Source organism: Nonomuraea sp. NPDC050202, from assembly GCF_040656115.1.
In the GTDB taxonomy this organism is placed as follows: domain Bacteria; phylum Actinomycetota; class Actinomycetes; order Streptosporangiales; family Streptosporangiaceae; genus Nonomuraea.
Genome location: NZ_JBFALF010000015.1, coordinates 74,408 through 88,550, shown reverse-complemented (window position 1 = coordinate 88,550; position 14,143 = coordinate 74,408). Strand labels below are relative to the sequence as shown.

The 14,143-nt window shown below is 71.9% G+C and carries 14 protein-coding genes and 1 pseudogene; 8 read left to right on the top strand and 7 right to left on the bottom strand.

Features of this window, described 5'->3' with window-relative positions; translation table 11 throughout:
- The first annotated feature begins 305 nt into the window (after window positions 1-305).
- On the top strand, window positions 306-689 hold the full coding sequence (locus AB0I79_RS33115) for an STAS domain-containing protein (protein ID WP_357881425.1): 384 nt from the start codon (window positions 306-308) through the stop codon (window positions 687-689).
- Window positions 690-1,067: 378 nt separating this feature from the next.
- On the opposite strand, the gene AB0I79_RS33110 is transcribed toward AB0I79_RS33115, so the two are convergent.
- Window positions 1,068-2,270, bottom strand: a complete 1,203-nt coding sequence (locus AB0I79_RS33110; RefSeq protein WP_357881421.1) for an acyltransferase — start codon at window positions 2,268-2,270, stop codon at window positions 1,068-1,070.
- A 130-nt stretch (window positions 2,271-2,400) separates the two neighbouring features.
- A complete protein-coding gene (locus AB0I79_RS33105; protein ID WP_357881418.1) occupies window positions 2,401-2,961 on the bottom strand; it encodes a helix-turn-helix domain-containing protein in 561 nt (186 codons plus the stop codon).
- Window positions 2,962-3,041: 80 nt separating this feature from the next.
- Between AB0I79_RS33105 and AB0I79_RS33100 the strand changes: the two genes are divergently transcribed.
- Window positions 3,042-3,668, top strand: coding sequence for an NAD(P)H-dependent oxidoreductase (locus AB0I79_RS33100; protein WP_357881415.1), 627 nt, complete (start codon window positions 3,042-3,044; stop codon window positions 3,666-3,668).
- Window positions 3,665-3,979, top strand: coding sequence for a multidrug efflux SMR transporter (locus tag AB0I79_RS33095; protein ID WP_357881412.1), 315 nt, complete (start codon window positions 3,665-3,667; stop codon window positions 3,977-3,979). The genes AB0I79_RS33100 and AB0I79_RS33095 overlap by 4 nt, the downstream gene beginning before the upstream one ends.
- 29 nt (window positions 3,980-4,008) lie before the next feature.
- Here the strand turns inward: AB0I79_RS33095 and AB0I79_RS33090 are convergent, their stop codons facing one another.
- The 4 genes and pseudogenes from AB0I79_RS33090 to rph form a co-directional block, all read right to left on the bottom strand.
- Window positions 4,009-4,356 carry a LysR substrate-binding domain-containing protein gene (locus AB0I79_RS33090; protein ID WP_357881410.1) on the bottom strand — a complete coding sequence of 116 codons (348 nt, stop codon included), beginning with the start codon at window positions 4,354-4,356 and terminating at the stop codon, window positions 4,009-4,011.
- Between the two features lie 130 nt (window positions 4,357-4,486).
- Window positions 4,487-4,822: pseudogene (locus tag AB0I79_RS33085) on the bottom strand (LysR family transcriptional regulator); the annotation flags it as partial.
- A gap of 86 nt (window positions 4,823-4,908) precedes the next feature.
- A complete protein-coding gene (locus tag AB0I79_RS33080; protein ID WP_357881407.1) occupies window positions 4,909-5,097 on the bottom strand; it encodes a hypothetical protein in 189 nt (62 codons plus the stop codon).
- Window positions 5,098-5,160: 63 nt separating this feature from the next.
- Complete coding sequence (gene rph / locus AB0I79_RS33075) at window positions 5,161-7,755, bottom strand: rifamycin-inactivating phosphotransferase (protein WP_357881404.1); 2,595 nt, start codon at window positions 7,753-7,755, stop codon at window positions 5,161-5,163.
- A gap of 256 nt (window positions 7,756-8,011) precedes the next feature.
- Here rph and sigJ point away from each other — a divergent pair, with 256 nt between their 5' ends.
- The 3 genes from sigJ to AB0I79_RS33060 all read left to right on the top strand — a co-directional run bounded on the left by sigJ (window position 8,012) and on the right by AB0I79_RS33060 (window position 10,451).
- Window positions 8,012-8,899: an RNA polymerase sigma factor SigJ gene (sigJ, locus tag AB0I79_RS33070; RefSeq protein ID WP_357881401.1), complete on the top strand. Its 888-nt coding sequence runs from the start codon at window positions 8,012-8,014 to the stop codon at window positions 8,897-8,899.
- A 112-nt stretch (window positions 8,900-9,011) separates the two neighbouring features.
- The gene (locus AB0I79_RS33065; protein ID WP_357881399.1) at window positions 9,012-9,245 is read left to right on the top strand and encodes a hypothetical protein; all 234 of its coding nucleotides are present in this window, start codon (window positions 9,012-9,014) and stop codon (window positions 9,243-9,245) included.
- A gap of 60 nt (window positions 9,246-9,305) precedes the next feature.
- Window positions 9,306-10,451, top strand: coding sequence for a hypothetical protein (locus tag AB0I79_RS33060; RefSeq protein ID WP_357881396.1), 1,146 nt, complete (start codon window positions 9,306-9,308; stop codon window positions 10,449-10,451).
- On the opposite strand, the gene AB0I79_RS33055 is transcribed toward AB0I79_RS33060, so the two are convergent.
- Complete coding sequence (locus AB0I79_RS33055; RefSeq protein WP_357881393.1) at window positions 10,432-11,001, bottom strand: TetR/AcrR family transcriptional regulator; 570 nt, start codon at window positions 10,999-11,001, stop codon at window positions 10,432-10,434. The genes AB0I79_RS33060 and AB0I79_RS33055 overlap by 20 nt on opposite strands.
- A 114-nt stretch (window positions 11,002-11,115) precedes the next feature.
- Between AB0I79_RS33055 and AB0I79_RS33050 the strand changes: the two genes are divergently transcribed.
- Window positions 11,116-11,766 carry a class I SAM-dependent methyltransferase gene (locus AB0I79_RS33050; protein ID WP_357881390.1) on the top strand — a complete coding sequence of 217 codons (651 nt, stop codon included), beginning with the start codon at window positions 11,116-11,118 and terminating at the stop codon, window positions 11,764-11,766.
- Between the two features lie 172 nt (window positions 11,767-11,938).
- Window positions 11,939-14,107, top strand: a complete 2,169-nt coding sequence (locus AB0I79_RS33045; protein WP_357881387.1) for a SpoIIE family protein phosphatase — start codon at window positions 11,939-11,941, stop codon at window positions 14,105-14,107.
- Window positions 14,108-14,143: the final 36 nt, after the last annotated feature.

Genomic DNA, 14,143 nt, shown 5'->3' with positions numbered 1-14,143 from the left:
AGATGTTCCCGCCGCACAGGCAGGAACTCGGGGTGCGCAACCTCGCATGCCATCGCCTCCTGGGCTGACGAGCCGGCGATGCGGGGGGACGGCCGTGCCGGCCGCCAACGGCTCACCGGCCCGGCTCCGGCCGATGACGCCTGCCGGTCCATCCGCAAGGACTTTCCGCACATACCCGGATGACCTGGAATTCTTCGGGTCTCGCGCCTGCCGCCGGGTAGCGCCGGGGGCGTGAAGAGGGCGTAGTGTGGGCGGTACTCGGACACATGCCCGTCCCCCCTGGGCTCTGATGGAGGTCCGCTGCTGTGCCGTCGCTGACGTTCAGTTCCCAGTACCTGCCCGGCGTGACCGTGATCGCGGTGGCCGGGGAAGTGGACATCACCACCGCTCACCTCTTGGCCGACTACATCAGCCGTACCCGCCGCCACCAGGGCGACCACGTCGTGCTCGACCTGAGCGAGGTGCCGTACATGAGCACCTCGGCGCTGCCCGTCCTGCTGCAGACCCACATCACGGCCCGCCGCAACCGGGCCAGCCTGCACCTGGCGGCGCTGGCGCGCGGGCCCGCGCAATTGCTGCACGCCACCGAGGTCGAAGGCATGCTGAACGTGCACGACACCGTGGAACAGGCCATCCGCGCCGCGTTGCAGGCGGCACAGCCGTCCCCGGTCGGCGGTGGCGTCAGCTAGCCGCGGGCCTGCCCGGAGCAGGAGCACGTCCCGACCGCCGTTCGGATCGGGGTTGCCGGCGATGCCCTGATCAGGCCGGGCGTCACTCGCCCAGCGATCAAGGCGTTCGCCGACCGGCTCGCCCAGGGTCAGCGGCGACGCCTCCTTCTGCGCGCGCTACGGCTGGTGTCCGAGCCGCCCCCGCCGGGTGCGCGGGGATCCGGGTAGGGGGCCAGCGAAGGCCGCAGCCCCAGTAGCCCTAGATACTGCCTGGTCTGCATGATGTCCTCCCGTGTTGTATACCGACCTTTCGGCTTTTCTCCTTTTCGGCCAGTACTCGCGACAACACGGCGGGTATAACGAGACTTCCCAAATCATCCGATATGCGTTTATCTCGCCCTAAACTTTGCGATCCGGTCTCGCGGCGGGCCCGCGTGCCAGCCGACGGCCGAGACGCTGCATCGGGCGTTCGACGAAGCGGTGGCTCAGCCAGCTCGCCGGCATCAGCAGGCCCAGGAACGCCACGCTGACGCCGATCTGCAACGGCGGCGGCGCCCACCGCATCTCCCCGGCCACCTGCATGACGACCAGGAGGATCGGCAGGTGCGCGAGGTAGAGCGAGTAGCTGATCGTGCCGAGCCAGGTGAGCACGGCGGGGATGAGCCGGGCCCGCCAGGCCATGGCGGCGGCGAAGGTGAGGGCCGCGAGCAGGACGGTCAGGCTCCACACGTCCGGCCGGACCCACCACCAGCCCGCGTTCAGCGCCCACAGGGGCGTCGCGGCCACGAGCGCCACGGCGGCGGCCACCGGCCACAGCGGCCCATGGCCGCGCTCCCATCGATGGACCGCCGTGCCGGCGAACATCACGGCCAGGATCGCCACGCCGAACCAGGGAACCCGGCTGCTCGACAACACCAGCGCCAGCGCCATCACGCCCAGCGCGTACGCGGCCGGCGTGCGCCCGCGGCCCGCCACCACGCAGGCGAGCCCGACCACGAACACACCGCACGAGACCGAGGCCGGCCACCCGCCCGACAGCGGCGGCCCCGGCAGCGCCAGCGCGGCGAAGGCCGCGACGAGCGCGAACAGCGCCGGCAGCAGCCCCAGGCGGTCACGCACGCCGGCCGTGAACAGCGCGACGACCAGCAGGTAGAAGACCATCTCGTACGACAGCGTCCACATGGTGTTCAGCACCCCTGCCGCCCCCACCGCGTCCAGGAGCATCGTCGCGTGCGCGGCCACGGACGACAGGTCCCTGGACACCTCGGGCCGGACCGGGATCCACCAGGCCAGCGCGAGGACCAGGGCGATGACCGCGAGATAGAGCGGGTACAGGCGGAAGAACCGCCCGATCCAGAAGGCCCGCACGTCGCCGTGCCGTTCCAGCGAGGTCGGGATGATGTAGCCGCTGACCAGGAAGAACACCAGCACGCCGTAGACGCCGAGGTTGAACGCGGTGGGCCGCAGCCAGGGCATGGCCCAGGTCGTCAGGTGCTCCCCCACCACCGCGAGGGCGCCGATGCCCCGCAGGGCGTCCAGCCAGGCGAGCCGGGGCGGAGTCTGGGGCGCGACACCGTGAGCTCCAGGAAGGGCCAGCGACATATGGCCCAACGTATCGGAATCGTGATCCTTTGCCTGCGGTGTGCCGGGCCGGATCTCTCGTCGTCCCGCGACGGCAGCGCGGTCCGGCGCCTGCGCCCCGGCGTGGCGCGCGCCGCCATCGGGGCCGGGCTCAGCAGGCCCCTGGCTCCAGGGTCCTCGTGAGCCTGGTCAGCGCCTCGGTGATCTGCTCGGGGGTGAGGCCGAGCACCGTGCGCTGGTAGCCGTACACCTCGGGAGCCAGGGGGGCGAGCAGGACGTCGACCAGCGCGTCCGGGCGGGGTGTGCCCGCGGCGGCCAGGAGCGCGCGCACGTGGGCGCGCCAGAAGCCGTACGCGCCCGTCTCGAAGCGGGAGCGGCCCACCTCCGAGCCGAGCACCAGGTGGGAGTGGCCCTCCAGCAGGCGGACCATGGCGGCGTAGAAGGCGGCCAGCCGCTCGGCGGGCGGCGCTCCCGGGCCCAGGGGCGGCTCGCCGCGCAGCAGGTGTTCCTGCAGGTCCCTCTCGTGCTCGTCGAGCAGTGCCACGGCGATCGACGCCCGGTCGGGATAGCGGCGGTAGAGCGTGCCCCGGCCCACCCCGGCCCTCTTGGCGATGTCGTCCATCGTCACCTCCTGCGGGGACCGCTCCGCGAACAGCAGGGCGGCCGCCTCCAGGATCCGGGCGCGGTTGCGTGCGGCGTCGGCTCTCTCCATGCACCCGATTGTATCCGGACACGGCGTCCGGTTATAGTGAAGTGGACAGCGTGTCCACATATCTGCGACGAGGAGAGATCATGCTGCTGCACCTGGACGCCAGCGCCCGCCGGGCGTCGTTCTCGCGGAGGCTGTCGGGCGTGTACGCCGAGACCTGGCGAGCGGCCCGCCCGCAGGCGGGCTACGTCTACCGCGACCTGGCCGCGCAACCCGTGCCGCACATCGGCGAGGCGTGGACCGAGCTGTGCGACCACATCCTGGAGCACGAGATCACCGACCTCTCCCGCTATCGGGAGGCGGTTCGCACCCCCGCCCAGCGCCAGGCGTGGGCCGTCGTGGAGCCGCTGCTGGAGGAGGTGGTCGCGGCCGAGGTGATCCTCATCGGCACGCCGATGTACAACTACTCGATCCCCTCGGCGCTGAAGGCCTGGCTGGACCAGATCACCTTTCCCAAGATGTCGCTCGAAGGCCGCTCGTTCGTGGTGACCAGCGCGCGCGGCGGCGCGTACGGCCCCGGCACGCCGCGCGAACCGTACGACCATCAGGAGCGCTACCTGCGCGACTTCTTCAAGGGCCACTTCAGGGTCGAGGACGTCACGTTCATCCACGCCGAGCTCGTCAACGCCCGCCTCGACCCGGCGCTGGCGCACCTGCGGGACCAGCATGAGGAGTCCCTGGCCGCGGCGCTGAAGGAGGCGGCGCGATGAACTGGCTGATCCTGCTGCTGGCCGGCCTCGTCGAGGTGGCGTGGTCGCAGTCCATCAAGCCGACGCAGAACTTCACCCGGCCGCTGCCCACGCTGATCTGCCTGGTCCTGATGGCCGCCGCCGTCTGGCTGCTGTCCCAGGCCATGAACACGCTGCCGGTCGGCACCGCGTACGCCGTCTTCACCGGCATCGGCGCCGTCGGCGCGATCACCTTGGGCATCGTGCTCAACGACGACCCCGTGTCGGTGGGCAGGATGGCGGCGCTCGCCCTGATCGTCGGCGGCATCGTGCTGGCCCGGGTCACCGCCTGAGCCGGGGTCGGATGGTGGGCGCGAGATCGCTACCGGGCGGCGTCCTGGATGGCCTGGATCAGCGCGCTGGTGGCGGGTGGATCGGGTGGATCGCCGTAGGTGGCGGCGTGGAGGCGGCGGGTGAAGCCGGTGAGCTCGGTGGTGTGCACGCCGGGATTGCGGTGGGCCCGCAGCGAGAGACCGGGCAGGGTGGTGACGCCCACGCCGGCGGCGACGAGGGCCTGCACGACGACCATGTCGTCGCTGAGCGATGCGATGCGCGGAGTGAACCCCGCGTGCCGGCACAGCGTGATCAGTTCGTTCTGGCACCGTTCGCAGCCGCCGATCCAGGCGGAGTGGAGGTGGTTGGCGATGCTGTCCTCGGGCCGACGGCTCACGAGGCGGATCGAGTCGTCGCCGACGTGGACGAGGCGGGCCCTCTTCCTCCTCCTCGACCGGGGCGCCGGCGTACCGGTAGACGAGCGCGACGTCGATCTTGCCCTGGCGCAGCAGCTGCAGCGCTTCGACCGGGTGACGGTCGAGCAGGATCAGCTCCAGCCCCGGATGCGCCCGGGTCAGGGCGGTGGCCGCCTTCGGCACGATCGTGCTCAGCGATGAGGCGTTGGCGGCCAGGCGGACCCGCCCTGCCCGCAAACCGACCTGCGCCGCCAGCTCGCTGGTCGCCGCCTCGACCCGGCCCACGATCTCGGCGGACCTGGTGGCCAGCAGTTGCCCTTCCGGGGTCAGCCGGATCCCGCGCCCCACTCTCTGGATGAGCTTGACACCGGTGGCTGCTTCCAGGCGGGACAGGTAGTGGCTCACCGACGGCTGCGAGTAGTGCAGCTCTCTGGCCGCTTCGGTCACGGACCCGTCTCGCGCCACCGCGGCCAGCACCTTGAGGTGGATCAGGTTCCGCCGGCTGAGGAGCGCAGGATGAGCAAGCTCAGGTGTCACATCTCGATCTCGCTGGACGGTTTCGTCGCCGGCCCGAACCAGAGTGAGCGGAACCCGCTCGGCGAGGGCGGCGACACGTCGTCCCGGTGCTGCTCGGCGGCGGTTCTCGCCTCCTGGACGAGCTCGGGGGCGCGGATGTGCGGCTGGAGCAGGTCAGGGCTGTCGAGGCGCCCGGCGTCACCCACCTCAAGTACCGGATCTTGCCCGGCGCCTCGTCATGAGCGGGACTCCGCGGCCGGGGCGGCGGCTCAGCCGAGGATCTCCACGTACCCGTCGGTGCCGTGAACGCGGATCCGCTGCCCATCCCGGATCAGCCGGGTGGCCTGCTCCACCCCCACGACGGCCGGCAAGCCGTACTCCCGCGCGATCACCGCGCCGTGCGTCATGAGGCCGCCCACCTCCGTCACCAGCCCGGCGACGGTGACGAACAGGGGAGTCCAGCTCGGGTCGGTGTAGGCGGTGACCAGGATGTCGCCCGACTCCAGGTCGGCCCGCGTCATGTCCATGACGACACGGGCACGGCCCTCGACGGTGCCGGCCGAGACCGGGAGTCCGGGCAGCGCGCCGGGCGGGGTGTCGTCCCGCCGGTACCGGCCGGTGATGGCCTCGCCGTCCGAGGTGAGGACCCGGGGCGGGGTGAGCGCCTCGTACGACCGGAACGCCTCCCGTCTTTCCAGGATGAGCCCGGCGTCCGCCTCGCCGCTCCGCACCACTTCCTGCAGCTCCTCGAACCGGAGGAAGAAGATGTCCTCCTTCTCGCGCAGGGCGCCGGACCGGACGAGGCGATCGGCTTCCCGCAGCAACGCCTGCTTGTAGACGAAGTAGCGGCTGACCATGCCGTACTTGGGGTACTCGCGGTATCCGGCGAAGGTGCGGACGCGGTCGATCATCCGCTTGGTCTCCTCGGCCTTCTGCTGCCCGCGGGGCAGGTCGCGCAGTCGCGTCAGCAGCTCCTGTTCCTTCCGCCATGACTCTTGACGACCTTGTTCGAGGTGTCGCTTGCCCGCGCCCGGCTCGAAGTTCCTGACGTTGCCGAGGATGACGGGCACCAGCGTGGCGGGATCCTCGCTCCAGCGCGTTCTGGTGATGTCGATCTCGCCCGCGCAGCGCATGCCGTACTCGTCGAGGAAGCCCCGGACGGCGTCATGCGCTTCCCGCCCGCCGGGCAGTTCGGCCAGCTCGTTCAGGAAGCCGTCGCCCGCCCGGCCTTCGTCGACGACGCGGTGCAGGAACGCCACGACGTCGGCGTGCGGCCGGATGGCGTCCGCGACGTCGAGGAGCGCCCGCCCCATCTCCGACGTGACGTTGTGGGGGACGGACTGCGTGAGCGCGTCGGCCGCGTTCTTCTCGCCCAGCCACGCCTCCAGGTGGTCGTTGAGCCACCAGGTCGCCTCCATCCCCGCCGTGATCACCTGCATGCTGCGCGGATCGGACAGCAGGCGCCGCAGCTCCGCGAGGTCGGCCACGATGAAGTCGAGCAGCGCCGGGCCGGACAGCGCCCGGATCTCGCTCCGCAGGGCGGCGACGGACTCCTGGTTGTGCCGGATCAGCTCGGTGACGACGTCCGGATCGGCCTCGATCGGGGTGGGCGGGCCACCGGCGGGTACCTTTCCGGGGCTCTCGTCCGGACGGGAGCGGATGAAGTCGCCGCGATCGACCACGGTCTGGAGCGCGTCGCGGATCAGCGGGTCGGACCTTCCCAGGGTCCCGATGAGCCACTCGCGGCCCGCGGGCGTCGCCAGTGTGGGGGCCACGTCGACGAACAACCGCCCGCCCGCCTCGTGCATCGGTCGCAGGGTCGTCAGCTGCCACACGGACAGTCCCAGCGGCTTCATCGCGTCGGTCATCATCTGCTGGTGACCGACGGAGACGTAGACGTGGTTGTCCTGGTCATCGGTGGCGGGGATCGGGAACAAGGTGGTGATCGGCCGGCTCTGGACGATGTGGAAGTCGTCGCCGGCCAGGCACCATTCGATGTCCTGGGGCCGGCCGAAGTGCGCCTCGATGCGCCGGCCCAGCCGCACCAGGCGCACGGCCTGCGCATCCGTCAGCACCGGTTGGCTCTGCCGCCGCGGCTCGACGGGCGTGTCGTGCGTGCCGCCGCCCGGTGACGCCTGGACGGACCGCGGCTTGGTGGCGACCGTCGCGGCGATGACCTGATCGTCCCGCACGGTGTAGACGTCGCCGGCCACCAGACCGGAGACCAGCGTCTCGCCGAGCCCCCAACCGGCCTCCACGGTGGCGACCTTCCGGTTCGAGGTCACGGGGTCCGCGGTGAAGAGGATCCCGGCCGCGTCCGGGAACACCATCCGCTGGACGACCACGGCCATCCGCACCTTCCGGTGGTCGAAGCCGTTGCGGCACCGGTAGGTCACCGCCCGCTCGGTGAACAGCGAGGCCCAGCACCGCCGGACGTGGCGGAGGATCTCCGCCAGGCCCGCGATGTTCAGGTACGAGTCCTGCTGGCCGGCGAAGGACGCGGTCGGCAGGTCCTCCGCCGTGGCGCTGGACCGCACCGCGCAGGAGGCCCCCTCCCCGAGCCGGGCGAGCGCCGCGCCGATCTCCGCCGCGAGATCGTCGGGAACCGTGACGCCTTCGATGACGTGGCGGATCTCGGCGCTCAGGGTGCGGATCGCCGCGTGGTCGTCCGGTCTCACGCGTGACAGCAGGCCGAGCTGAGCGTCGATCGACGGCGCGGCGGCCACGACCCGCTGGAAGGCGTCCGTCGTGACGCAGAAGCCGTCCGGCACGCGGATGCCGTCGATGCGCGAGAGCTCGCCCAGGTGCGCCCCCTTCCCGCCGACTTCCGCGATATCCGACGACCCGATTTGCTCAAAACCCATCACGTAGCGCAATTCCACTGCTCCATCGTTCGCCCGGCTGGTTCGCAACGGGCAATTATGAAGCACCTTCTGGCGCCTCATGAGGCTCGCGAATCTGATATATGGTGAAAGTGGCGGCAGAAGCCGCCCGTGACCGTCCCGCGGTCGCCGGCGTGACGGATGGCCTGGAGGAGGACGACCGGGCACGTTCGCGGTCACCTTTCACTGCTTTACTGCGTCAGCGGTATGACGTTGCCGAAGTGAGAGGACCGAGACCGTGACGCCCCATGACTTCCTGGCCGACCAGTTCCAGGGCCACCGCCCCCATCTGAAGGCGGTCGCCTACCGCATGCTCGGCTCGCTGGCCGAGGCCGAGGACGCGGTCCAGGAGGCGTGGCTGCGGCTGGCACGTTCGGACTCGGCCGACATCGACAACCTAGGCGGCTGGCTGACCACCGTGGTCGGCCGGGTCTGCCTGGACATGCTGCGCAGCCGCAAGTCCCGGCGCGAGGAATCGCTGGAGGAACGCCTGCCCGACCCGGTGATCAGCCGTGCCGACGTCGCCGACCCCGAACAGGAAGTGCTGCTGGCCGACTCGGTCGGGCTGGCGCTGCTGGTCGTGCTGGAGTCCCTCACCCCTGCCGAGCGGCTGGCGTTCGTGCTGCACGACATGTTCGGCCTGCCGTTCGAACAGATCGCGCCCATCGTGGACCGCACCCCGGCCACCGCCAAGAAGCTCGCCAGCCGCGCCCGCCAGCGCGTCCGCGGCGCGGCCCCGAACCCCGATCCCGATCTGAGCAGTCAGCGCCGCGTGGTGGACGCCTTCCTGGCCGCCGCCCGCGGCGGCGACTTCGCCGCGCTGGTGTCCATTCTCGACCCCGACGTGGTGCTGCGCGCCGACGGCGGCATGCTCACCGGCGGCCTGAAGGTCCTCCGCGGCGTCGCGGCCGTGGCCGGACAGCTCGCCACCTTCCAGCGCATGGCCACCAGCACCACCACCCACCCCGCGCTCGTCAACGGCCTGGCCGGCCTGGTCAACACCATCGACGACCAGCTCTTCTCCGTCATGAGCTTCACCATCTCCGACGGCAAGATCGCCACCATCGACATCCTGTCCGACCCCGACCGGCTGGCCCGGCTCGACCTCGCCGACCTGGAGCCGTGATGCCCGGCCCTGTCCAGCCCACGGCGGCGGGAGGCTGACGAGCCTTGCACCCCCGCTTTCTATTAGTAAAATTAACTAACAGTTACGCATGAATCCGCAGGTGAGGAGAGTCATGAGAAGAGCAGCCTTACGCCTCGTCGTCACCGGCCTAGGGGTCGCCGCGCTCCTCGGCGGCACGGCCCCCGTCAGCGCCACGGCCGCCCCCGCGCCGGTCAGCATCTACGGCTACTACCCCACCGCCGAGAGCTGCCACCACGTCGGCCAGCAGGGCCGGAGCACCGGCATGTGGCCCTGGTACACCTGCTTCCAGTCGAACCAGCTCTGGGCCCTCCAGATCCCCTGGTAGCCCCGCCGGCACCAGCGCCGACCGGTCCGGGGGCGTCCGGCTCGGTCATACTGGGCTCTTATGAAGATCGCGCGGCTGGCGGCGTCCGTGGTGGTGTGTCTTGGTGCGACGGCCGGGTGTTCAGAGCCGGAGACCGTGCGATCGGCCCCCGCGATCGTCACCCCTTCGGTGACCACCCAGCAGGTGCAGCCCCGCTCGCAGCGGTGGAAGGATGTCGCGGGTCCGCGGCTGCGGGCGCGGGCGGAGCTCGTCGACGTGGTCGCCGAAGGGCCTCGGCAGGCGTGGGCGGTGGGTTTCGAGGACGGCGCCGAGGACCGTGAGGGGACCGTGGTCGTCGAGCGGTGGGACGGGACGGCGTGGAAGAAGACCACGCTCGATCGAGAGCTCTACGTGAGCGGGTTCGACGTGGGCGGGCCCGGCGACATCTGGATCGTGGGCGATGGGGTGGCCATCCACGGGGACGGGCGGCGCTGGTCGTACCCGCGCCTGTCCGGGCTGGGAGAGCACCGGTTCACCGACGTGTCGGCCGGCAGGGGGCGAGCGGTGCTGGTCGGTACGGACCCGGCCAGGCAGACCTCCTTCGCCGTCGAGTGGATCGGCCGGAAGTTCGTCAAGAGGGCCACCGTCCAGGGCCAGTTCGCCGCGGTGACGGCCAGGCACGGTCAGGTGTGGGTGGTCGGCGCCGGCCTGCGCGACGGGTGCTCGGGCGTCAGGCCCGGGGTCTGGCACGCCGGCCCGGACGGGACGTACGCCGAGATGCCCCTTCCTGACGTGCCGGGCGGCTACCTCGGCCAGGTCTGGGCGATCTCGCCGGACGACGTGTGGGCCGTCGGCGGGATCGGGGGCGAGACGACGCCGTGGTTCGCCTGCCGGACCGGGGGAGCGGAGCCCGGGCGGGCGGAGGCGCTCGTCATGCACTGGGACGGGTCATCGTGGCAGCGGGTGGCCGTGCCCGGCGGTGACGGGCCACTGGTGAGCGTCACCGCGTCCGGGCCCGGCGACGTGTGGGCGGCCGGGTCCGGCAGCGGCGACACCACCGTCGCCCTGCACTTCGACGGCCGGGCCTGGACCCGCGAGCGGATCCATGACTACCCGCTGGGCCGCGTGGCCGTGACGGCGGTTCCCGGCACGCCGGAGCTGTGGGCGGTGGGGGCCGCCCATCATGAGGCCGACTACGGCAGGGACGTCATCCTTCGGCGGAGGTAGGGCCGGCCAGCGCCGCTCGCACTCCGGGAAGGACGGCCGCGCGGAACGCGGCGTCCAGCTCCGCCGGCGAGGCGTCGGTGTCGCCGTCCACCCAGGCCCGCAACAGCCCCATGAACGCCCCCACCACGCAGACCACCAGCAGGTCGAGCGAGGCCGACGCCCGGCCGCCCGCCGCCACCAGCTCGGCTCTGACGACGGCGGCGAGCAGCTGCTCGCCGCGCGCGTGCACCAGCCCGCCGCCGCGCCGGCCCATCAGCGCCCGCACCAGCCGCTCCTGCTCCCGCACGTGCTCGAACATCGGCCGGCTGAACGCGAGCAGGTCCCCCGCCTCGCCCGCCGGCGCCGGGTGCAGGAACGCCAGTTGCTCGAGGTTGCTGAACAGCACGTCCTGTTTGTCGGTGAAATGGGCGTAGAAGGTGGACCGGCCCACGTCCGCGCGGTCGATGACGTCGGTGACGGTCACCGCGTCGTACCCCTTCTCCAGGATCAGCGCCACCAGCGCCTCCTGGATCAGCCGCCGGGTCCGCCGCACCCGCCGGTCTCCGGACACTTACCCGCCCTCCGTTCGGTACGGCACACCGCGACCGATCTGCTCGTTGACCGCTTCCCATTATGAACGCATCATTCATAACCGAACACATCGTTCGGAATCAAAGGAACAGCCATGGGTTTGGGCAAACTGCTGCACAGTCACGACGAGCACGCCGACGCGGGCGGCACCCTGGACCGCCCCCGCGCCTACGAGGCCTTCGCCTCGATCGCCTACCTCGGCGGCCGGCGGGCCGCCTTCACCCGCCTGGCCACCGCCGCCCGGCCACGCCCCGGGGACCGGATCCTGGACGTGGGCTGCGGCACCGGCTACCTCACCCGCATCCTGTCCCCCGTGGCCGGCCCCGGCGGCCACGTCACCGGCCTCGACCCGTCCCCCGCGATGATCGACCACGCCACCGGCCGGGCCCCCGCGAACTGCGCCTACGTCGTCGGCGAAGGCCAGCACCTGCCTTTCCCCGACGGCTCGTTCGACCTGGTGGTCTCCAGCCTCGCCGTGCACCACATGCCGCGCGAGGCCCGGCCGGAGGCGCTGCGGCAGATGTTCCGCGTGCTGCGGCCGGGCGGGCGGCTGCTCATCGCCGAGTTCCGCCCGCCGGCCGGCCGCCTCGCCCGCCACCTCGTCGGCCTGCTCAGCGGCCCCGCCATGCGGCATGACCCGCGCGACCTGCTCGGCACCATGATCCCCGACGCCGGCTTCCGCGTGGCGGCCGAAGGCCCGCTGCCGCACCTGCTGTACTACGTCCGCGCGACCCGCCCTGAATAGCCGGCACGGGCACCGGGAGCGTTGCCGGGATTTTCCTTACGGCCCGGCCGGTGAGGCCGATCCGGCGGCCTCGCCATGACATCGCCTGAGGATGCCCATCGCCCGCCCCGCACGCGGCCATATTAGGACAAACAGCCACATGACACCCGAACATGGCGGATAGCGTGACCGCATGGCCGACGCAGGGAAGGGTCAGAGGCCGACGCCCTCGCCGGGGAACAACGAGCCCAGCACCTCTCCCCCATCAAGCATGTCCAGGGCGCACCTCACCGCCGCGCTGGACGAGACGCTCATGTGGGCGGCACGCGCCACCGCGGCCCACATCGCCGTGCTGTACCTGCTGGACGACACCGAGCAGCTCCTGCTGATGCAGGCCGAGCTGGGGCTGCCCGGCCCGGTCGTGGAGCCGTGGTCCAGGATGCGGCGCGGAAGCGACACGCCGGTGGCCGCGTCCGTCCGCCAGGGGGAACGGATCTGGGTCGCGGACCCGGAGGAACTGGCCCACCGCTTCCCCGCCGCTTCGCTGCTGGCGCCGTACCACTTCGCCATCATGGCCTCCCCGATCACCGTCGACGGGCAGGTCAAGGGCACCTGGGCGCTCATCTGGCCGGCGCCGCGCACGCCGCAGCCCGGCTCGCACGAAGGCGAGGCCATCGATCGGGCCTCCCGGCGGATGAGCGAGCTGCTGCGGGACGGCGGACCGCCGGTCCTGGCCGCCGCGCCGCCCCGCATCCTGACCCCGTCCGCCGCGCCGGAGCCCGGGATCGCCACCGCGGCCGCCGGCTTCGCCGAGCGGCTGCGGGACGGCTGCGTCGCGGTCGACCTGCACGGCCGCGTCACCTACGTCAACCCGCCGGCGGCCGAACTGCTCGGCGGCAGCGTGCCGGCCATCTGCGGCCGGGTGCTGTGGGAGGCCGTGGGGTGGCTGCGCGACCCGTACTTCAAGGACCGCTTCCGGGCCGCGGTGGTCGGCCAGCGCCTCACCTCCTGCACCCTGGCTCCCCCGCACGGCGACCCGATCGAGATCCGGCTGCATCCCGGCCTGTCCGGCGTCAGCCTGCAGCTCACGCGCGTCGATCAGGCGGCGCACGAGCCGGACGGCTCTCCCGCGTCGGCGCAGCCGCACGGCGTTCACAACCTCCTGCACATGGCCGCGACGCTGACCAGCGCGCTCACCACGAACCAGGTCATCGAGGTGGTCACCGATCACATGCTGCCCATGTGCGGCGTGCAGGCCATGACGATCCTGGTCGCCGAGGGCGGCAGGATGAGGATCATCGGCTCGCACGGCTGCAGCCCCGAGCTGCTGAGCCACCTCGACTGCCTGCCCCTGACGTCCGTGGGTCCCGTCGGCGACGTCGCCCGGACGGGCCGGCCGGCGTTCCTCGGCGACGGGCAGGATCCCGGCGGCCAGGGCCTGGACGCGATACCAGGCGGCATGGCCGCCTGGGCGTTCCTGCCGCTGGCCTTCGCCGACCGGGTGATCGGGGTGTGCGTGCTGGCCTTCGACCACCCGCGCCGCTTCGCCGGCGCCGAGCGCGCCACGCTCACCTCCCTCGCCGGCATGATGGCCCAGGCCCTGGACCGCGCCCTGCTGTACGAGGCGAAGGACAACATGGCCCACAGCCTGCAGACCACCCTCCTGCCCCGCCGGCTCCCCGAGATCCGGGGCCTGGAGACGGCCGCCCGCTACACGCCCGCCACGCGCGGCGCCGGCGTCGGCGGCGACTTCTACGACCTCATCCGCCTGCACGACAGGGCCGCCGTGGCCGTCATCGGAGACGTCCAGGGCCACAACATGGCGGCGGCGGCGCTCATGGGGCAGGTCCGCACCGCCATCCACACCTCCGTCGCCGCCGACGCCGATCTCGGCGCCGATCCGGGCGCGGTGCTCCGGCACACCAACCGGCTGCTCCTGGACCTGGACACCGACCTGTTCACCAGTTGCCTGGTCGTCCATCTCGACCTGCGCCTGCGCGCCTTCTCCGCCGCCAACGCCGGCCACATGCCGCCCCTGCTGCGCGTCCCCCACGGCAGCGCCGAGCCCGTCGACGTCCCGCCCGGTCCGCTGCTCGGCATCGATCCGGACGCGGAGTACCACCCGGTGCAGGTGCCGTTCTCGCCGGGCGCCGTCCTCGCCCTGTACACCGACGGTCTCGTCGAGAGGCCGGACACGCACCTGGGCGAGGCCATCGCCGGCCTGGCCGCGCAGCTCACGCAGGCCGCCGACCAGCCGCTCCACCTGCTCAGCGAGACGCTGCTCGACTGTGCCCCCGGCGCCGAGCAGCGCTGCGACGACATCGCGCTGCTGCTGCTCAAGCACCAGCCGCCCCCGCCCTGACCCGCGGCCGAGCCCTTCTGGCGCGTCCCCGCGACG